Below are 18,592 nucleotides of genomic sequence, written 5' to 3'. Positions count from 1 at the left end.
CCATGCCCAACCACACCACGCCTACCAGGGATGCCATCGGGCTCCTGTTGCTAGTGCTCGCCGCCACCATGCTGCTCGGCGCCTGCGACCAGCCCCCGGAGATGCGTGAGGATCCCCCGGAGCGTCCGGTGCTGGCCCTCACCCTTGAGCCCCCCGAGGACATGACCTCCCGCACCTTCAGTGCCCGGGCCGAGGCCGCCGAGCGCACGGCCCTGGCCTTCCGGGTGTCCGGTCAGGTGGTCCTGGTGCACGCGGACCTGGGCGACCGGGTGATGGAGGGCGATGTGCTGGCTCGGCTGGATGATCGGGATTACCGCCTCAAGGTGCGTGAACTGGAGGGTCAACTGGAGGCTGCCGAAGGCCAACTGGAGGAGGCCGAGGTCAATTACCGACGCGGCCAGGATCTGGTGCGGGACGGCACCATCAGTCGCGCCGATTACGACGGCCTGCGTTCCGCCTTCCGTCAGGCCCAGGGCCAGCGGGATGCGGCCCGCGAGGGGCTAGCCACCGCCCGGGCTGCCCTGGAGGACACGGTGTTGCGGGCTCCTTTCGACGCCCATGTGGCTCGCCGCAACATCGAACCCCATGAACAGGCCAGCCCGGAACGGGTGGTCTTCGTCCTGGACGACCTGGAGGAGATCGAACTGCGGGTGGGCATGCCCGAGACCCTGGTGGTGCACCGGGACCGGCTCACTGCCGTGGATGTGCATTTCGCCGCCCTGGGCCGCCGTTATGCAGGCCGGGTGCGGGCCGTGGGCGTGGACGTGGATGAGGATACCCAGACCTATCCGGTGCGCATCGTGGTGGATAACCCGGACCAGCGCATCCTGCCTGGCATGACCGCTCGTCTGGACTTCCGGGCGGGATTGCCCGAGGCCGACGAACAGGGCTATTTTCATGTGCCCATGACCGCGGTGTTCGACCACGAAGGTCAGCCCCACGTCTGGGTACTGGACGAGGCAGGGGGGACGGTGACGCGCCGCCCGGTGAGCCTGGGCCCGCTGGAGCGGGATGGAGTCCGCGTCCTCGGTGACTTGCACGCTGGCCAGCAGGTGGTCACTGCCGGGGTGCAGCACCTGAGCGAGGGTCAGACGGTACGGGTGCTCACCGAGGATGAGATGCGGGGTGCACGCCGATGAATGCCGCTGTCTGGGCCATCCAGCGGGGCCGCCTGATGGGCTTTTTGGTGGCCCTGATCGTGTTTGTGGGCGTTTTCAGCTACACCCAGCTGGGGCAACTCGAGGATCCGGAGTTCACCGTGCGCACCGCAGTGGTCTACACCGAATATCCGGGGGCTCGGGCGGTGCGTGTGGAGCAGGAGGTGACCGAGCGCATTGAACTCAAGATCCAGCAGTTGGGCGAACTGGACCAGGTGCAGTCCCATAGCCGGGACGGGGTGTCGGTGATCTTCGTGGACATCCAGGAGAGTCACGACCCGGAATCATTGCGACAGATCTGGGACGAGCTGCGCCACAAGGTGAATGAGGCTGCCCGCGAACTGCCCGATGGGGTGCGAGGACCCTTCGTGGACGACGATTACGGCGATGTCTTCGCCTTGCTCATTGCCCTCAGCGGTGAGGGCTACGGCTATGATGTGCTCGACCGGGTGACCGACAACGTGCGCCGGGAACTGCTAAGGGTGCCCGGCGTGGCCAAGGTGGAGCTGTTCGGGCAGCAGGGGGAGCGGGTCTTCGTGGAGACCTCCCGGGAGAAGATTGCCGAAATGGGCCTCACTCCCCATCAGGTGGTGCAGGCCCTGAACCGACAGAACGTGGTGGAGCCAGCCGGTTTTGTGGAGATGGGCCCTCGGGATGTACGCATCTTCGCCAGTGGCGTGTTCGAGTCCCTGGAGGAAATCCGCAGCCTCTCCATCCGCAGTCCGGCTACCGGCAACCTGGTGTATCTGCGCGATTTTGCCGAGGTGCGCCGAGGCTTCTCGGATCCGCCCCAGGCCCTGCTTCGCCATGAGGGGCAGGACGCCCTGGCCATCGGCATCGTACCCACCCAGGGTGTGAACGTGGTGGATCTTGGGGAGCGCATCAGCGAGAGCCTGGCGCGGATCGAACCCACCCTGCCCGTGGGGATGTCCTTCGGCATCATCGCCAACCAGCCCCGCGAGGTGGAGGCGGCGGTGGGCGAGTTCATGATCAACCTGGTCACGGCGGTGGTGATCGTCATCGCCGTGTTGCTCATCGCCCTGGGGCTGCGCACGGGCCTGATCGTCGGTGCCGGCGTGCCGTTCACCATTCTGGCCACCTTCATTGTCATGTGGGGCACGGGCATCGACCTGCACCGGGTCTCGTTGGGGGCGCTGGTGATCGTGCTGGGCATGATGGTGGACAACGCCATCGTGGTGGCAGAGCTGACCTTCGTGAAGATGCAGCGGGGCATGGATCGCCTGCAGGCAGCTCAGGAGGCGGTGAGCGAGACCGCCTGGCCGTTGTTCTCCGCCACGCTGATCGCCGTGCTGGCCTTCTCGCCCATCGCCCTCACCGATACCGCCACCGGGGAGTTCACCCGCTCCCTGTTCTGGGTGGTGGGCTTCTCCCTGCTGCTCAGCTGGGTGCTGGCCATCACCGTCACGCCGGTCATGTGTCACCGCTGGCTCAAGTCACCGGCCAAGGGCAGCGAGGGCGATGACCCCTATGGAGGGCGCCTGTATGGGGGTTTTCGCTGCCTGCTGGGCGGTGTGCTGCACTGGCGTCGTGTCAGCCTGGCGGGCATCGTCGGACTGCTGGTGCTCTCCCTGATCGGCTTCATGCTGGTGCCGCAGATCTTCTTCCCGCCTGCCCAGCGGGCCCAGTTCATGGTGGATTACTGGCTGCCGGAGGGCAGTCGCATCAGTCAGACATCCGAAGACATGGCGGTTATCGAGGGTTGGCTGCAGGGACGGGACGAGGTGGAATCCGCCACTGCCTTCATCGGCGAGGGGGCGCCGCGTTTCTATCTGCCCATGCTGCCCGAGCACCCCAATGCGGCCTTCGGACAGATCCTGGTGAACCTCAAGGCCGTGGATGACCTGGATGCCATGATGGCCGCCACCCGAGGGTTCATGGATCAGCGCTTCCCCGACGCCGAGCCCCGGGTGCGGCCCATGCAGTTGGGGGATCCGGTGCGCTATCCCATCGAGATGCGCATCATTGGCCCGGAACGGGACACCCTGCGGGCTGTGGCGGAACAGGGGCGGGCGTTGCTGGCGGGTGATCCTCGTCTGGATCATGTGCGCCTGGACTGGCGCGACCGGACGCCGCAGATCCAGGTGGATGTGGATCAGGAGCGGGCACGTCGGGCCAATGTCTCCAGTGCCGCCATCTCCGAGGCGCTGGCCACCGCCTTTGCCGGTCAGCCCATCGGGGTTTATATCGAGGATGACAAGCGCATTCCCATCAAGTGGCGCTTCCCCCTGGAGGATCGTACCGACCCCACCCAGGTGGAGACCATGGTGATCTGGCCTGAGCAAGGTCACCGACCGGTGCCACTCTTGCAGGTGGCCGATGTGTCGGTGGTGTGGGATGACGCCTCCATCTGGCGCATGGATCGAGAACGCAGCGTGACCCTGCAGATGGATCTCGTGCCGGGGGCCATTGCTCATGAGGTGCTTCGTGATCTTCGGCAGCGGGCCGGAGATCTGGATCTGCCATCAGGCTACCGTATCGAGTGGGACGGTGAGCCGGTGAAATCCCTGGAAGCCCAGCGGGGTGTATTGCAACCGGTACCGGTGGTGCTGGGGTTGATGGCCCTGGTGCTGATGGCCCAGTTCAACAGTTACCGGCGATCGCTGATCATCCTGCTGACCGTTCCCCTGGGTGTGGTGGGGGTGAGTGCGGGCCTGCTGCTGTTCAAGCAACCCTTTGGCTTCATGGCCCTGCTGGGGGTGATGAGCCTGTCGGGGATGATCATCAAGAACGCCATCGTCATGGTGGAGCAGCTGGATCTGGAGATGGAGCGATCCGACGATGCCTACGCCGCCCTGGTGGAGGCGGCGGTGAGCCGCGTGCGACCGGTGCTGCTGGCGGCGGCTACCACGGTGCTGGGGATGTTGCCGCTGGCGTTGTCCGGGCCCTTCTGGGCGCCCATGGCCATTGCCATCATGTTCGGGCTGGCGCTGGCGTCACTGCTGACGCTGCTGGCGGTACCGCTGTTTTATGCGGTGCTGTTCGGGATCTCGCCCCCTCACCCCAACCCCTCTCCCCGGGGGGGAGAGGAGCCATAACTCCCTTCCCCTCCAGGAGGGATCTCCCTTCTCCCCTCGGGGGAGAATGTCGGGGATGAGGGGAGCGGCGGGCACCGCCCCCTACAACCGCTTGGTCACCAGCTTGATGCCCTCGTCCTCCCGGCTGTTGCGGGAGCTGAAGCCCAGGCGGTGCATCAGGGCCATCATGTTGGTGTTCTGGGCGAGGACATCGCCTTCCATGGTGCGCAGGCCGCGGGTACGGGCCACGTCCATGAGCTCGTTCATCAGATGTGAGCCCACGCCCCGGCCCTGCCATTCGTCGGCCACCGCCAAGGCGAACTCGCAACTCTGCTGGTCCGGGTTGGCCGTGTAACGGGCCACGGCCACCTGCAACTCGGAGCCGTCGGGGCGTTCCTGCACGGCGATCAGGGCCATCTCCCGGTCGTAATCAATCTGGGTGAAACGCACCAGCATCTGCGGGGTGAGTTCGTGAACGGCCTGCATGAAGCGGTTGTAACGGGACTCCGCCGAGAGGTTGCGCACGAACTCCTGTTCGATCTTTGCGTCCTCCGGCCGGATCGGCCGAATGGTCAGATTGGTGCCATCGGGTAACTGCCACTGGTTGACCAGGTGGGCCGGGTAGGGGTGGATGGCCATGTGGGCATAGCGATCCGGCATCACCGGCGGGAAGTTCACGGTGATGCGGGCATCCACTGCCGCCAGACCGCGATCGTCGGCGATCAGCGGGTTGATGTCCATTTCCTGGATCTCCGGCAGTTCACAGACCATCTCCGACACCCTCAGCAGCACCTGCTCCAGGGCCTGCTCGTCCACCGCCGGCATGTTGCGGAATTCCTTGAGCAGCTTGGCCACCTTGGTGCGGGCGATCATGCCCTCGATGATCACCTCGTTGAGCGGCGGCAGGGCCACGGCCCGGTCCTTGATGACCTCCACCGAGGTGCCCCCGGAACCGAAGCTGATCACCGGACCGAACACCGGATCGCGCAGCACACCCACCATGAGTTCGCGCCCGTAGGTGCTCTGGTGCATGCGCTCCAGGGTCACCCCATTGATGCGCGCCCCGGGCTTCAGGCGCTGGGCGTCCTCCACCATGGTCTGGAAGGCGCTGCGCACGGATTCGGCGCTGGCGATGTTCAGGCGCACGCCCTGCACGTCGGACTTGTGTGTGATGTCGGGAGAATCGATCTTCATGGCTACCGGGTAACCCACGGTGCCTGCAGCCACCAGGGCCTCGCCGGCGGTGTTGGCCCGCATGGTCTGGGTGACCGGGATGCGGAAGGCCGAAAGCACCGCCTTGGACTCCAGGGTGCTGAGCAGCTTGCGGCCCTCGGAGAGGGCGCCTTCGATGATCAGCCGGGCGCCGTGCACATCGGTGCGGCCACGATCGCTGAGGGGGCTGGGTACCTGCAACAGGAGGCGCTGGTTGCGCTTGTGTGCCGCCAGGTAGGCGAACCCCTCCACCGAGGCTTCGGGGGTGGTGAAATGGGGCAGGCGTTCACGGGTGAGATGATCCCGCCCCTCGCGTACCTGGATATCCCCCATCCAGCATCCGAGCACGGGTTTCTTCACCTTTTTGGCGATCCGGGAGGTCACCTCGGCCACGGCCAGTGGGTCGGTCATGGCCTGGGGGGTGAGCATGACGATGGAGGCATCCACGCCGCTGTCTTCCAGGCAGGCGGTCATGGCGTTTTCGAAACGCTCCGCATCGGCATCCCCCAGGATGTCCACGGGATTGCCGTGGGACCATTGCTCCGGCAAGGCCTTGTTGAGCTTGTCCATGGTCTCGGTACTGAAGCGGGCCATGTTGACGTCCAGTTCCACGGCCCGGTCGGTGGCCATGACGCCGGGGCCGCCGGCATTGGTGATGATGGCCAGGCGGTTGCCCTCCACCCGGTAACCGCTGGAGAGGATACGGGCCGCGGAGAATAGCTGCTGGATGGTCATGGCCCGCACACCGCCGGCACGCTCCAGGGCGGCGTCGAACACATCGTCGGCGCCCACCAGGGAGCCGGTATGGGACATGGCTGCCCGGGAGCCTTCTGCATGGCGACCCGATTTGATGACGATCACCGGTTTCATGCGCGCCGCCGCACGCAGGCCGCTCATGAAACGCCGGGCGTTGTGAATGCCTTCCACGTAGAGCAGGATGCTGCGGGTTTCCCGGTCCAGGGCCAGATAATCCAGCACGTCGCCGAAATCCACATCAGAGGCATCGCCCATGGAGGCCACGGCAGAAAAGCCGATCTCCTGGCTCTCGGCCCAGTCCAGGATGGCTGTGCAGATGGCGCCGGATTGCGACACCAATGCCAGATTCCCCGGCAGGGCCTTGTTCTTGCTGAAGGTGGCGTTGAGCCCACGCCCCGGCCTCATCACGCCCAGACAGTTGGGGCCGATCAGGCGCAGGTCGTATTCCCGGGAGATCTCCATGATCTCCTCTTCCAGGCGCTTGCCGGCCCGACCGGATTCACTGAAACCGGCGGAGAGCACTACTGCGCCGCGCACGCCATGTTCGCCACAGTGGCGCAGGACGTTGGGCACGGTGCGTGCCGGCGTGGCCACCACGGCCAACTCCACGGGCCGTCCGATGGCCTCCACATCGGGATAGCAGCGGCGTCCGTGCACCTTGTCATGCTTGGGATTCACCGCATACAGCTCGCCCTTGAAGCCGGCATCCACCAGGTTGGCAAACACCAGGCTTCCCAGGGCATTGGTTCTTTCGGTGGCACCGATCACGGCGATGCTGCGTGGTGCGAAAATTCGGTTGAGGAAATGTGGTCCCATGATTGTGCTGCTGATCGCCCCCTTAGAGATTCTCTCTGAGTATAGTATGGGTGATGCTGCGGTGCGGCGAAACCGCTTGGGGACCCATGGCCCGAACAAACGAAATCGCTTGAGCCTATCTCGTCTTTTCGCGCTTCGCGTTACCATGGGTGAAAGTCCAAGGAGTTGCGCCCATGACCATCGCCTTCATCACGCATCATGATTGCAGTCTGCACCGTGTGGCCATCCACCATCCAGAGGTGCCCGAACGTCTTTCGGCCGTTGACGATCGAATGCTGGCCTCGGGGATCAGCATGCTGCTGAGCCATTATGATGCACCACTGGTGACGCGCGAGCAGTTGCTGCGGGTGCATACAGCGGATTACGTGGACTATGTGGAATCGTCCGCGCCCGGACCGGACGACATGGTGTGCCTGGACGAAGGCGATACGGTGATGACGGAGCACACCCTGCAGGCGGCCCGGAGGGCGGCCGGTGCAGCGGTCCTGGGGGTGGACCTGGTGATGTCCGGCGAGGTCAGCAGTGCCTTTTGCAGTGTGCGTCCGCCGGGGCATCACGCGGAGCGGGCGCGGGCCATGGGGTTCTGTATCTTCAACAATGTGGCGGTGGGGGCGGCCCATGCTCTGGCACAGTATGGGCTGGAGCGGGTGGCGGTGGTGGATTTCGATGTCCACCATGGCAACGGCACGGAGGATATTTTCCGTGACGAGCCGCGGGTGTTGTTCTGTTCCACCTTCCAGCATCCTTTTTACCCCCATACCGGTGAGGCGGTGGATTCGCCGCATCTGGTGAATGTGCCTTTGACACGGGGGGTGACGGGCAAGGAGTTCCGGGATGCGGTGCAGGGTCACTGGTTGCCGGCGCTGGAGGCCTTCCGGCCGCAGTTGATCATGATTTCGGCGGGTTTTGATGGTCATCGGGAAGAGGATATGGCGGACTTTCGCCTGGTGGAAGATGACTACGCCTGGGTGACCCGTGAGTTGAAGGCGGTGGCCAAGCGGCATGGGAAGGGGCGGCTGGTGTCCTGCCTGGAGGGGGGGTATGCCCTGTCAGCCCTGGGGCGGTCGGCCTGTGTGCATCTGGATGCGTTGATCGGGCACTGAGTCTGGTTTTGTTTGCTTTGCTTTATGGTGTGCCGTGGGGTGCCTGTGCCTGGGTTTGGCATCAGGGTAGCGATGTCCTCGGGGGCGGGTGCCTGTCCGCGGGACGCCGTGAATACGTCCCTGTAGGCTTGACCGCCGCATCCATGCGGCGAACACCCGCTCCCAGGCACCCGCCCCCGAGGACATCTTGTGACTCCAGCGGCTTTTGGTTGCAGGGCGCCATGAATTCATCGCTGCGGCCAAAGCCCCTCTCCCGCTGGCGGGAGAGGGGTTGGGGTGAGGGCGGGGTGGCGCGGATCTGCCCTTACTCCTTCCACTTGATGTTGCAGCCGAGGCTGGGTTTCTGGTCCTGGGGGATGGGCTGGCCTTCGAGCAGGGCGTCGGCGGCGGCGCGCAGGTCCTTGCCGGTGACGGGGACGTCGCTGCCGGGGCGGCAGTCGTCGAACTGGCCTCGGTAAACCAGCTTGCGGTCGGCGTCGAAGAGGTAGAAGTCCGGCGTGCAGGCGGCGTCATAGGCCTTGGCCACCTCCTGGGTCTCGTCGAACAGATACGGGAAGGTGTAGCCAAAGCGGCGGGCGTCGTCCTGCATCTTTTCCGGGCTGTCTTCCGGGAAATTGTCTGCGTCGTTGGCGTTGATGGCGATGACGGCCAGCCCCTTGTCGGTGTATTCACGGCCGAAGCGGGCGAATTCGTGGCGGATGAGTTGCACGAAGGGGCAGTGGTTGCAGATGAAGGCGATCACATAGCCCTTGGCTTGGGGAAAGTCATCCAGGGAAACGGTCTTGCCGGTGGACGGGTCGGGCAGGCTGAAGTCGGGGGCGCGGGTGCCCAGGTCGATCATTCGGGATTCGGTTCTGGCCATGGGGTTCTCCTTGCTCCTCTCCCGCTGGCGGGAGAGGGTTTGGGGTGAGGGTGGGCGTGCTCAATCAGGGGCACGGAACAGGATATCTTTCGTGCACGGCTTCGATTTCTTCCAGCACCGCCTCACTCAATGAGACCTCCAGGCTATCGAGATTCTCCTCCAATTGAGACAGCTTGGTGGCACCAATGATGTTGCTGGTGAGGAAGGGCTGGGCGTTCACGAAGGCCAGGGACATCTGGGCCGGGCTCAGGCCGTGGCGTCGGGCGATGTCGGCATATTCGCGGGTGGCGGCCACGCCAGTCTCGCCGGAGTAGCGCACGAAACGCGAATACAGGGTGATGCGTCCGTCCGGTGGGGCGTCGTCCAGGTATTTGCCGCTCAGGGCTCCGAAGGCCATGGGTGAGTAGGCCAGCAGGCCCACGTTTTCGCGTATGGCCATTTCCGCCAGACCCACCTCGAAGCTGCGGTTGAGCAGGTTGTAGGGGTTCTGGATGGAAACCACACGGGGCAGGTCGGCCTGCTCTGCCAGGCGCAGGTATTCCATCAGACCCCAGGGGGTCTCGTTGGAGATGCCGATGGTGCGCACCTTGCCGGCGCGCACGAAATCGGCCAGCACTTCCAGGGTTTCGGCAATGGGGGTGGCGCCGGCGTCGTCCTGGTGCCGATAGCCCAGTTGGCCAAAGTAGTTGGTGGGGCGTGAGGGCCAATGGATCTGATACAGGTCCAGGTAGTCCGTCTGCAGCCGTTGCAGGCTGTCGTGCAGGGCCTGTTCCAGGTGCGGGCGGTCCAGTTGCGGTCCGCCGCGGATGTGGCTGAAGTTCTCGCTGGGGCCTGATGCCTTGGAAGCGATCACCAGGTCGTCCCGCCGGCCACGACGGGCCAGCCAGGTGCCCAGGTACTGCTCGGTGAGGCCCTGGGTCTCGGCCTTGGGGGGAACGGGGTACATCTCGGCCGCGTCGATGAAGTTGATGCCCCGCTCCACGGCCATGTCCAGCTGGCTGTGGGCCTCGGCCTCGGTGTTCTGTTCGCCCCAGGTCATGGTGCCCAGGCACAGGGTGCTCACCTGGATGCCGGAACGTCCCAGTGGCTTGGTCTGCATGATCTTCTCCCGCGATGCGTGAACCCGGAAGGATACAACCCGGCCCCCGCCCGAATAAATCCAGCCCCCCGGACAACCCCACGGGAACTCCCGGGAACAACCCCCGCAGGAGCCCCCGTGGGAGCGGCCCTTGGCCGCGAAGGGCTGAGGGCAAGAAGGTCAACCTCGCCGCCAATCCCATTCGCGGGCAGGCCCGCTCCCACGAACCCCGACATCCCTCAAGGAAAGGGGAAGTACAGCCATGGGTTCCCAGGGGGACGGACGGATGGCCCCCGAAACCTCAGCGCCGCTTCTCCAGCATGCCGGCGATGATGGGGGCGAGGATCACCTCCATGGCCAGGCCCATCTTGCCGCCAGGGACAACAATGGTGTTGCGGCGCGACATGAAGGAGTCATGCAGCATGTTCAGCAGGTAGGGAAAATCCACACCGAACTTCTTGGGATCGCGGAAGCGGATCACCACCATGCTCTCGTCCGGCGTGGGGATGTCGCGGGCGATGAAGGGGTTGGAGGTGTCCACCATGGGCACGCGCTGGAAGTTGATGTCCGTTTTGGAGAACTGGGGCGTGATGTAGTGCACGTAGTCGGGCATGCGGCGCAGCATGGTGTCGACAATGGCCTCGGCGGTGTAGCCGCGCTCGGCGTTGTCGCGGAAGATCTTCTGGATCCATTCCAGGTTGACGATGGGAACCACGCCGATGCCCAGGTCCACGTGCTGGGCGGCGCTCACGTCACCATCGGTCACCAGACCGTGCAGCCCTTCGTAGAACATGAGGTCGGTGCCGTCAGGAATGTCTTCCCAGGGGGTGAACTCCCCGGCCTTGAGGCTGGTGCCCAGGCGGCCGTTGTGGTTGTCCGCTTCTTCCTCATTATGGATGTAGTAGCGCTTCTTGCCACCGCCGGTTTCGCCGTAGGTCTTGAACATCTCCTCGAGTTTGTCGAACAGATTGGCTTCCGGGCCGAAGTGGCTGAAGTGGTTGTTGCCCTGGGCGGCGGCCTCCTTCATGGCCTGCTTCATCTCCACCCGATTGTAGCGGTGGAAGCTGTCGCCTTCGATGATCACCGGGTTGATGTGTTCGCGGCGGAAGATGTGCTCGAAGGCGTTCTTGACAGTGGAGGTGCCTGCGCCGGATGAACCGGTGACGGCCACAATCGGGTGTTTCCTGGACATGGGTTTGACTCCTTCATGGCTTGATGGTTGATGGCTAAGGTTTGGTTATATGTCCCCCGGTCCTGGCCGGGGGATCGGAATCTTTATGCCGGTCAGCTCTATAGTGTGTAGGTAAATGGACTAAAAAACCAGATTGAGCATGACCAGCGATACGATCAGGAACAGCACCGTCATGATGCCGCCGGCCTTCATGAAGTCCTTCACGCGGTAGCCGCCGGGGCCCATGATCAGGGCATTGACCTGGTGCGTGGGGATGAGGAAGGAGTTGGAGGTGGCGATGGCCACCGTCAGTGCGAACACCCTGGGATCCGCGTCCATGCCCATGCCCTGGGCCGCCACCGCAATGCTCACGGCCAGGGGCACCAGCAGTACAGTGGCGCCCACATTGGACATCACCAGCGTGAAGAAGGTGGCCAGGATGGCCAGGGTGCCCTGCAGCACCCAGGGGGACACCTGCCCCAGGTAGGTCAGGGTCTGATGGGCGATCCAGGCGGCGGTGCCGGTCTGCTCCACGGCAGCGCCCAGGGGGATGAGGCTGGCCAGCAGGAACACCGTCTTCCAGCTCACGGCCTTGTAGGCTTCGTCCATGCTCAGCACACCGCTCAGGATCATGCCCACGGCACCCACCAGCAGGGCTACCGACAGACGCAGATCGGTGAACAGTATCAGCGCCAGAGCGATGAGGAAGAAGGTGAGGGCAAAGGGTACCTTCTGCGGGCGCAACTCCTCGCGGGGATACTCGCTGGTGATCACCACGAAATCACGGTTCTTCTCGATATCTGCCAGGGAATCCCAGCGACAGTGGCAGACAAGGGTGTCGCCCGCCAGCAGGGGGACTTCACGTACGCCGCTGCGGATGGTCTCCTCGCCCCTGTGGATACCCAGCACCGAGAGACCATAGGTCTTGCGCATGGCAATGTCGGTGACCTTCTTGCCGATGAGCTCCGAGCCGGGCGGCAGCACCACCTCGGCAATGCCCGATTGGTTGGGCGCCAGGGCATCACCAAAGACGTCCAGTCGGTCCTTGAGGGGATTGGCGCTACGGGCGGCAAAGGATTCCAGGGCCTCGTGGCGACCCAGCAGGGCCAGGTGGGCGTTGGGCTCCAGCACCAGGCCGCTCCATGGCCCTACCCGCAGTTCCCCGTTCATGAAGGCGCCGATGACGATGACCGGGTACTCGGCCTCCAGTTCGCCCACGGTGCGTCCGGCCAGGCCGTTGTGGTCCTCCAGGCGCACCTCGCGGATGACGAAATCCAGCCCGTAAACACGCTGGAAGTATTCCTCGGTGCTCTCGGCGGTGGGCTGCTCGCCCTTGGTGACCGGCAATACGAAGCGGCCCAGCAGCACGAAATACAGGATGCCCGTGGCCACCAGGGCCAGGCCGATGGGGGTGACGTCGAACAGACCAAAGGGCTCCATGCCCTCCGGTAGCAGGTCGTTGAGCAGAATGAGCGGGCTGGACCCCACCATGGTGATCGTCCCGCCCAGGATGGCGCAGAACCCCATGGGCATCAGCAGGCGGGACATTTTCAGTCCGGTGCGGGCACTGATGCGCGAGACCACGGGCAGGAACAGGGCCGCAGCCCCCACGTTCTGCATGAAGCTGGAGATCACCCCCACGGTGCCCGAGATCATGGGAACCACGCGTTTCTCCGTGGTGCCGCCCGAGCGCATGATGAGGCCGGCCACCCGGGACATGATGCCGGTCTTGTCCAGCCCGGCGCCGATGATCATGACGGCGATGATGGAGATGACCGCATTACTGGCGAAGCCATCGAAGAGCCGGTGCGGATCACTGATGGACTCCAGACCCGGCACCAGGCTGAGCAGTCCCAGCAGTACCATGATGGACACAGCGGCCACATCGATGCGCACCACCTCGGTGACGAAGAGCACGATGGTGAGGCCGAGCAGGCCCAGCACCACCATCATCTGGGGGGTGAAGGCAATCTCTTGCATTTTATTATATGAATATCTTGTGCGGGCATAAGCAGTGTAATGTCTTTATGCCTGGCTTGAAAGAGTGGGCGTCTGGTTCGTCCCGCCTCAATTCCGCTATGCTCACAACATCGCCCTAGGTGGAGTGTCTCATGGAATCCCAGTTGTCCCCCGTCGGCCGGTTCCGCAAGATCCTGCTGGCCTTTGATGGCACGGAACACAGTGACGGTGCGCGTGCCCTGGCCATGAGTCTGGCGCAGCATTGTGGCGCCGAACTGTTGGTCCTCCGGGTGGTGCTGACCAATCCGGAATACGAATCCATGGCTCCGCAGCGCGTCGATGCAGAGACTCGTGAGGTGGAACAGTCCCTGGAAACGCTTCAGCAGGAGGCAGAAAGGCAGGGTATCGAGTGCCGCGTGATGCTGCGTCATGGGGCGGATCCCTGCATCGCAGTGGTCCGCCTGGCGGAAGACGAAAACGTGGATTGTGTGGTCGTGGGGCGCCGCCATCGCAGTGATCTGGCGCGATTGGTGGTGGGGGATTCCACCAACCGGATCATCGGTCATGCCCCTTGCAGTGTGCTGGTGGCGCCGCCGGGATCAGAACCCCTGCGACGACGCATCCTGGTGGCCACCGATGGCTCTCGCCATGCGGACGCAGCCTGCGCCACGGCTGCGCGCCTGGCCCTGTCCACCGGGTTGCCCCTGACGGTGCTCTCCGCAACCCTGGGGGATGAGAGCGATGAGCGACGTGCACGGGCCAAAGAGGCTGTGCAGCGGGTGTTGTACATGCTCAAGCAGGAACTGGCCCCGGCGGGCATCGAACTGGATGGCATGGTGGAACAGGGGCGCCCGGAAGCAGTGATCGCGGACGTGGCCCGCAGCCGCAGCACCGACCTGGTGGTGATGGGCAGTCACGGGCACACTGCCCTGAAACGCCTGTTCATGGGCAGTGTCTCCAAGCGGGTGGTGGGCAATGCCCCCTGCCCGGTGCTGATCGTCAGGTAGGCGGCGTGCGGCCGCTGGACTCCAGGCGCGCCAATCGGTCGTTGATCTCCTGCAGTTTGGCCATCAACTCGTCGCGCTCTTCCCGGGCTGCGGCATCCTGCTCCTGGCGGCGGTTTTCCTCTTCTTCATAGTGCTGCTCCTGCATGCTGTTCACGATGATGCCGATGAACAGATTGAGCACCGTGAAGGCAGTGAGCATGATGAAGGCCAGGAAGTAGATCCAGGCGTAGGGGTATACCGCCATCACCGGGCGTGAGATCTCCTGGGACCAGCTCTCCAGGGTCATCACCTGGAACAGGGAATACATGCTGCGTCCCAGATGACCGAAATACTCGGGGAAACTGTCGGCGAACAGCCGGGTCCCCATCACGGCGAACACATAGAACACCAGCATCAGCAGTACGGCGATCCAGCCGATGCCCGGGATGGCCCGCAGCAGGGAATCCACCACATGGCGCAGGCGCTTGATCTTGGTGAGCAGGCGCAGTACCCGCAGGATACGCAGGGTCCGCAGCACGCTGAAGGCCCCCGTGCCCGGCAGCAGCGAAACCGCCACGATCAGGAAGTCGAAGACATTCCAGCCACTGCGGAAGAAGCGGAAGCCAAAGGCATACAGCTTGACCGCAATTTCGAAGACGAAGATCGTCAGTACCGTGCGCTCGATCCACTGCAGCACACTCCCGGCGTGCACCTGAACCACCTCGAAGGTGTCCAGCCCCAGGGTGATGGCGTTCAGGACGATGATCGCCACGATCAGGTTCTGGATGCGCGGGCTTTCGATCCAGCGTCCGGCCCGGGCGCGGAAACTGTCGGGAGGGGCGGGGTTATCGCTTTGGGCGTGTGCGTTCATAGACCAGATCCCAGACGTCATGTCCCAGTCGCTGACCCCGTTGTTCAAACTTGGTCAGGGGGCGGTAGGAGGGGCGCGGGCTGAAACCGCCATCGGCGGCCTGATTGGCGAAATCCCCGGCCTGCTGCATGACTTCAAGCATGTGCCGGGCATAATCTTCCCAGTCGGTGGCCAGGTGCAGGATGCCACCCTCGCGCAGCCGGCTGGCCAGTAGCGCCACAAAGGCCGGCTGCACCAGGCGCCGCTTGTGATGGCGTTTCTTGGGCCAGGGGTCGGGGAAATAGATCTGGATACGGTCCAGGCTTTGGGTCGGGATCTGCCGGTTGAGCATCTCCACGGCGTCATGGCAGGCCACACGCACATTGGTCAGACCCAGGTCTTCCACCTGCTGCAGCAGATGTCCCACGCCCGGGCGGTGCACCTCCACACCGATGAAATCCCGCTCCGGGTGCTCGGCGGCCATCTGCGCCAGGGATTCGCCATTGCCGAAGCCGATTTCCAGGGTTACCGGCGCCCGGCGCCCGAACAGGGCCTCCAGTTTCAGGGGCTCGGGCGCGAATTCCAGGCCCCAGCGGGGCCACAGCAGATCCAGCGCCCGCTGCTGCCCCACGGTGAGGCGTCCCTCCCGACGCACGAAGCTGCGAATGGGGCGATGGTGTGGGGGCGTTTGGGTGGCGGTCATGATGATGTGCTCGATACCTCAGGGCTTCAGAAAAACGTCCCCTCCAGCGGTGAAGAAGCCGAAGCATAACGTTTTTTGGGCATCCGGCCGGCCAGGAACGACTCGCGCCCTGCCTCGATGGCCTTCTTCATGGCCGAGGCCATCAGCACCGGGTTTCTGGCCGCGGCAATGGCCGTGTTCATGAGCACGCCATCACACCCCAGCTCCATGGCAATGGCGGCATCGGAGGCCGTTCCCACGCCGGCATCCACCAGGATGGGTACCTGGGCGTTTTCCACGATTTCCAGCACGTTGTAGCGGTTCTGGATGCCCAGGCCCGAACCGATGGGGGCGGCCAGGGGCATCACCGCCACGCAGCCGATCTCTTCCAGGCGCTTGGCCAGGATGGGGTCGTCGCTGGTGTACACCATCACCTTGAAGCCGTCGGCCACCAGGGTTTCGGCGGCGCTCAAGGTCTGCACCACATCCGGATACAGGGTCCGTTCATCACCCAGCACCTCCAGCTTGACCAGGTCGTGGCCATCCAGCAGTTCCCGGGCCAGGCGGCAGGTGCGCACGGCATCGTCGGCGGTGTAGCAGCCGGCGGTGTTGGGCAGGATGGTGTAGCGCTCCGGTGAGATCACGTCCAGCAGGTTGGGCTCGCCCGGGTTCTGCCCGATATTGGTGCGACGGATGGCCACGGTGACGATCTCGGCACCGCTGGCATCAATGGCGTCGCGGGTCTCATCCAGATCCTTGTATTTTCCCGTGCCCACCAGCAGGCGCGAACGGTAGGTGGTGCCGCCGATGATCAGTGCGTCTTCCCGGGGCGTGTTGTTTTCAGTGGCTTTGCTCGACATGGGGGTACCGTGTGCAATCTCTGGTCAGTGAGGGGGTCAGCCGCCGCCGATGGCCTGGACGATTTCCACGCGGTCGCCGGGGTTGAAGTGGTGCTGGTCGAACCGGCTGCGCGGCAGCAGTTCACCGTTGACCTCCACCGCCAGGCGGCGTCCGGTCAGGCCCAGATCCTCCACCAGGCCGGCGGCAGTCAGCTGCTCGGACACCTGGCGCGATTCGCCATTCACTATGAGTTCCATCATGGGAGTGTTCGGGATTGGAAAAGGCGGCTATGTTAACCGATCCAGCGGTTCCCGGGGTGCCGCATCTCCCCGTTGAGAACCGCGATGTAACCGCATACACTATGGGTGTCGCGCGGGTGTAGTTCAATGGTAGAACCTCAGCTTCCCAAGCTGATGACGTGGGTTCGATTCCCATCACCCGCTCCAGTTCCCCTCCGTTTTCCGGCGTTGGCCCATTTTCCTCAGCGGGTGATTTCATGACTGACTGCATCGTGGTGGGCGGCGGTCTGATCGGCATGCTTTCCGCCCGCATGCTTCATGATCAGGGCCTGGACGTCACCCTGCTGGATCGCCAGGAGCCGGGGCAGGAGGCCTCATGGGCCGGTGGCGGCATCCTCTCTCCGCTTTATCCCTGGCGTTTCCCCGATCCCGTGACCCATCTGGCCAGTCTCACGCAGGCGGCCTTTCCCTCTTTCGCCGACGAACTCCTTCAGGAAACGGGAGAAGACCCCCAGTGGACGCAAAACGGCCTGCTGGTGCTCGATCCCGGCCAGTGGGATGTGGCTCAAGCCTGGGCTCGCCGCTGGCCGGATGTGCAACTGGAGGCCCTGGATCAGCCGGCTGTGCATGGCTGTGAGCCGGCGCTCGCAGAAGGCTTTGATCAGGGGGTATGGATGCCCCGGGTGGCCCAGGTGCGTAATCCCCGGCTCATGCGGGCCCTGCAGCATAGTCTGGTGAGGCGCGGCGTGGATATCCGTCCGCGTACGCCGGTGAGCGGGTTTCGGGTGCGCAGTGGCCGAGTGACCGGCGTGATCACCGAACAGGGTGAACTCCTGGCCGAGCGTGTGGTGGTGGCGGGCGGTGCCTGGACCGGGGGGCTGCTGCTGTCCCTGGGGGCACCCCCCATCGAGCCGGTGCGTGGTCAGATGATCCTGTTCCGTGGCCCTCCCGGGCTGCTCAGCCGCATGGTGCTGAACGACGACCAGTACATCATCCCGAGACGCGACGGCCACGTGCTGGCCGGCAGTTCGCTGGAAAGGGTGGGTTTTGACAAATCCATCACCGAGGCGGCCGCTCAAACCTTCCGGGAGGCCGCAGCCCGTCTGGTGCCGGCCCTGGCGGATCTGCCCATCGAGAAACATTGGGCCGGACTGCGCCCGGGCTCACCCCAGGGCATCCCTTACATTGGTCCGCATCCGGAAGTGGAGGGGCTTTTTGTGAACGCCGGCCATTACCGGAACGGGGTGGTGATGAGTATCGGTGCCTGTCGCCTGCTCACGGACCTGATCATGGGGCACGCCCCCATCTGTGATCCATCCCCCTACCGGATCGATCGGGCGGATTTTTCGGTTCGGCGGAGTAACGCGAACTAGACTTTGTCTAGCTGACGGTTATACTGGGGTATGACCTGTAGTGGAGTGCATTCGCCATGCTCGATAGAGAGGCCGTAGTCAAACGGTTGAGGGATCACGGCATCACGCCGACCCAGCAACGCCTGGACATCGCTGAACTATTGTTCGAGAGGCCGCAGCATGTCTCCGCCGAGCAGCTACTGGCCCTCGCCAGTGAACGCCGCTACCGGGTGTCCAAGGCCACGGTGTACAACACGCTGGGATTGTTCGCGGAAAAAGGTCTGGTGCGCGAGGTGGTCGTTGACCCGGCCAAGCTGTTTTACGACTCCAACCTGACCCCGCATCATCACATGTATCACCTGGACACCGGTCACCTGGAGGACCTGGCCCTGGAACACGTGGACATCGGCAATCTGCCTGATCTGCCCGAGGGCACGCAGGTGGAGGGGGTGGATGTGATTGTCCGTGTGAGGCAGGGCTGAATCCCGCTGACC

General features: G+C 64.2%; 15 protein-coding genes and 1 tRNA gene. 7 read left to right on the top strand and 9 right to left on the bottom strand.

Annotated elements, in window-relative coordinates; all coding sequences use genetic code 11:
• Nucleotides 1-2: 2 nt before the first annotated feature.
• Nucleotides 3-1,139 (top strand): efflux RND transporter periplasmic adaptor subunit, encoded by a 1,137-nt coding sequence (locus tag ECTHA_RS0113930; RefSeq protein WP_025280358.1) that lies wholly within the window; start codon nucleotides 3-5, stop codon nucleotides 1,137-1,139.
• Nucleotides 1,136-4,213 carry an efflux RND transporter permease subunit gene (locus ECTHA_RS18420; RefSeq protein WP_051582658.1) on the top strand — a complete coding sequence of 1,026 codons (3,078 nt, stop codon included), beginning with the start codon at nucleotides 1,136-1,138 and terminating at the stop codon, nucleotides 4,211-4,213. The genes ECTHA_RS0113930 and ECTHA_RS18420 overlap by 4 nt, the downstream gene beginning before the upstream one ends.
• Nucleotides 4,214-4,294: 81 nt before the next feature.
• On the opposite strand, the gene ECTHA_RS0113920 is transcribed toward ECTHA_RS18420, so the two are convergent.
• Nucleotides 4,295-6,976: a bifunctional acetate--CoA ligase family protein/GNAT family N-acetyltransferase gene (locus ECTHA_RS0113920; protein ID WP_025280360.1), complete on the bottom strand. Its 2,682-nt coding sequence runs from the start codon at nucleotides 6,974-6,976 to the stop codon at nucleotides 4,295-4,297.
• Nucleotides 6,977-7,149: 173 nt separating this feature from the next.
• Between ECTHA_RS0113920 and ECTHA_RS0113915 the strand changes: the two genes are divergently transcribed.
• On the top strand, nucleotides 7,150-8,079 hold the full coding sequence (locus ECTHA_RS0113915) for a histone deacetylase family protein (protein ID WP_025280361.1): 930 nt from the start codon (nucleotides 7,150-7,152) through the stop codon (nucleotides 8,077-8,079).
• Nucleotides 8,080-8,383: 304 nt separating this feature from the next.
• Here the strand turns inward: ECTHA_RS0113915 and ECTHA_RS0113910 are convergent, their stop codons facing one another.
• From ECTHA_RS0113910 to ECTHA_RS0113895, 4 genes are all read right to left on the bottom strand, one after another.
• The gene (locus ECTHA_RS0113910) at nucleotides 8,384-8,941 is read right to left on the bottom strand and encodes a thioredoxin family protein (protein WP_025283051.1); all 558 of its coding nucleotides are present in this window, start codon (nucleotides 8,939-8,941) and stop codon (nucleotides 8,384-8,386) included.
• 64 nt (nucleotides 8,942-9,005) lie between these two features.
• Entirely contained in the window at nucleotides 9,006-10,040 is a 1,035-nt protein-coding gene (locus ECTHA_RS0113905; protein WP_025283050.1) for an NADP(H)-dependent aldo-keto reductase, read from the bottom strand.
• Between the two features lie 280 nt (nucleotides 10,041-10,320).
• Nucleotides 10,321-11,211 (bottom strand): phosphoribulokinase, encoded by an 891-nt coding sequence (locus ECTHA_RS0113900; RefSeq protein WP_025283049.1) that lies wholly within the window; start codon nucleotides 11,209-11,211, stop codon nucleotides 10,321-10,323.
• A gap of 120 nt (nucleotides 11,212-11,331) precedes the next feature.
• On the bottom strand, nucleotides 11,332-13,170 hold the full coding sequence (locus tag ECTHA_RS0113895; RefSeq protein ID WP_025283048.1) for an SLC13 family permease: 1,839 nt from the start codon (nucleotides 13,168-13,170) through the stop codon (nucleotides 11,332-11,334).
• A gap of 131 nt (nucleotides 13,171-13,301) precedes the next feature.
• Between ECTHA_RS0113895 and ECTHA_RS0113890 the strand changes: the two genes are divergently transcribed.
• On the top strand, nucleotides 13,302-14,156 hold the full coding sequence (locus ECTHA_RS0113890) for a universal stress protein (protein WP_025283047.1): 855 nt from the start codon (nucleotides 13,302-13,304) through the stop codon (nucleotides 14,154-14,156).
• On the opposite strand, the gene ECTHA_RS0113885 is transcribed toward ECTHA_RS0113890, so the two are convergent.
• Genes ECTHA_RS0113885 through thiS form a run of 4 tightly spaced genes read right to left on the bottom strand, consistent with a single transcriptional unit; the run spans nucleotide 14,149 to nucleotide 16,764 of the window.
• Nucleotides 14,149-15,006 carry an ion transporter gene (locus ECTHA_RS0113885; RefSeq protein WP_025283046.1) on the bottom strand — a complete coding sequence of 286 codons (858 nt, stop codon included), beginning with the start codon at nucleotides 15,004-15,006 and terminating at the stop codon, nucleotides 14,149-14,151. The two genes, ECTHA_RS0113890 and ECTHA_RS0113885, sit on opposite strands and share 8 nt — an antisense overlap.
• The gene (gene trmB, locus ECTHA_RS0113880; RefSeq protein WP_025283045.1) at nucleotides 14,981-15,688 is read right to left on the bottom strand and encodes a tRNA (guanosine(46)-N7)-methyltransferase TrmB; all 708 of its coding nucleotides are present in this window, start codon (nucleotides 15,686-15,688) and stop codon (nucleotides 14,981-14,983) included. Before trmB ends, ECTHA_RS0113885 begins: the two co-directional genes overlap by 26 nt.
• Before the next feature lie 26 nt (nucleotides 15,689-15,714).
• Nucleotides 15,715-16,527 carry a thiazole synthase gene (locus ECTHA_RS0113875; RefSeq protein ID WP_025283044.1) on the bottom strand — a complete coding sequence of 271 codons (813 nt, stop codon included), beginning with the start codon at nucleotides 16,525-16,527 and terminating at the stop codon, nucleotides 15,715-15,717.
• A gap of 36 nt (nucleotides 16,528-16,563) precedes the next feature.
• Nucleotides 16,564-16,764, bottom strand: coding sequence for a sulfur carrier protein ThiS (gene thiS, locus ECTHA_RS0113870; protein WP_025283043.1), 201 nt, complete (start codon nucleotides 16,762-16,764; stop codon nucleotides 16,564-16,566).
• 115 nt (nucleotides 16,765-16,879) lie between these two features.
• Here thiS and ECTHA_RS0113865 point away from each other — a divergent pair.
• From ECTHA_RS0113865 to ECTHA_RS0113855, 3 genes are all read left to right on the top strand, one after another.
• Nucleotides 16,880-16,953: transfer RNA gene (locus ECTHA_RS0113865), tRNA-Gly, on the top strand.
• A 50-nt stretch (nucleotides 16,954-17,003) separates the two neighbouring features.
• Nucleotides 17,004-18,119, top strand: a complete 1,116-nt coding sequence (gene thiO, locus ECTHA_RS0113860; RefSeq protein ID WP_025283042.1) for a glycine oxidase ThiO — start codon at nucleotides 17,004-17,006, stop codon at nucleotides 18,117-18,119.
• A gap of 56 nt (nucleotides 18,120-18,175) precedes the next feature.
• A complete protein-coding gene (locus ECTHA_RS0113855) occupies nucleotides 18,176-18,580 on the top strand; it encodes a Fur family transcriptional regulator (RefSeq protein ID WP_026623819.1) in 405 nt (134 codons plus the stop codon).
• The last annotated feature ends 12 nt before the right edge of the window (nucleotides 18,581-18,592 follow it).

Origin of the sequence: Ectothiorhodospira haloalkaliphila ATCC 51935, assembly GCF_000633935.1 — a bacterium.
In the GTDB taxonomy this organism is placed as follows: domain Bacteria; phylum Pseudomonadota; class Gammaproteobacteria; order Ectothiorhodospirales; family Ectothiorhodospiraceae; genus Ectothiorhodospira; species Ectothiorhodospira haloalkaliphila.
The sequence above is the reverse complement of the archived record's forward strand: the minus strand, read 5'-3'. Positions and strand labels throughout refer to the sequence as shown.

Bases quoted from the DNA above. Each gene is read 5' to 3' on its own strand.
- ECTHA_RS0113930 (WP_025280358.1), top strand. From the start codon at position 3: ATGCCCAACCACACCACGCCTACCAGGGATGCCATCGGGCTCCTGTTG.
- ECTHA_RS18420 (WP_051582658.1), top strand. From the start codon at position 1,136: ATGAATGCCGCTGTCTGGGCCATCCAGCGGGGCCGCCTGATGGGCTTT.
- ECTHA_RS0113920 (WP_025280360.1), bottom strand. From the start codon at position 6,976: ATGGGACCACATTTCCTCAACCGAATTTTCGCACCACGCAGCATCGCC.
- ECTHA_RS0113915 (WP_025280361.1), top strand. From the start codon at position 7,150: ATGACCATCGCCTTCATCACGCATCATGATTGCAGTCTGCACCGTGTG.
- ECTHA_RS0113910 (WP_025283051.1), bottom strand. From the start codon at position 8,941: ATGGCCAGAACCGAATCCCGAATGATCGACCTGGGCACCCGCGCCCCC.
- ECTHA_RS0113905 (WP_025283050.1), bottom strand. From the start codon at position 10,040: ATGCAGACCAAGCCACTGGGACGTTCCGGCATCCAGGTGAGCACCCTG.
- ECTHA_RS0113900 (WP_025283049.1), bottom strand. From the start codon at position 11,211: ATGTCCAGGAAACACCCGATTGTGGCCGTCACCGGTTCATCCGGCGCA.
- ECTHA_RS0113895 (WP_025283048.1), bottom strand. From the start codon at position 13,170: ATGCAAGAGATTGCCTTCACCCCCCAGATGATGGTGGTGCTGGGCCTG.
- ECTHA_RS0113890 (WP_025283047.1), top strand. From the start codon at position 13,302: ATGGAATCCCAGTTGTCCCCCGTCGGCCGGTTCCGCAAGATCCTGCTG.
- ECTHA_RS0113885 (WP_025283046.1), bottom strand. From the start codon at position 15,006: ATGAACGCACACGCCCAAAGCGATAACCCCGCCCCTCCCGACAGTTTC.
- trmB (WP_025283045.1), bottom strand. From the start codon at position 15,688: ATGACCGCCACCCAAACGCCCCCACACCATCGCCCCATTCGCAGCTTC.
- ECTHA_RS0113875 (WP_025283044.1), bottom strand. From the start codon at position 16,527: ATGTCGAGCAAAGCCACTGAAAACAACACGCCCCGGGAAGACGCACTG.
- thiS (WP_025283043.1), bottom strand. From the start codon at position 16,764: ATGGAACTCATAGTGAATGGCGAATCGCGCCAGGTGTCCGAGCAGCTG.
- thiO (WP_025283042.1), top strand. From the start codon at position 17,004: ATGACTGACTGCATCGTGGTGGGCGGCGGTCTGATCGGCATGCTTTCC.
- ECTHA_RS0113855 (WP_026623819.1), top strand. From the start codon at position 18,176: ATGCTCGATAGAGAGGCCGTAGTCAAACGGTTGAGGGATCACGGCATC.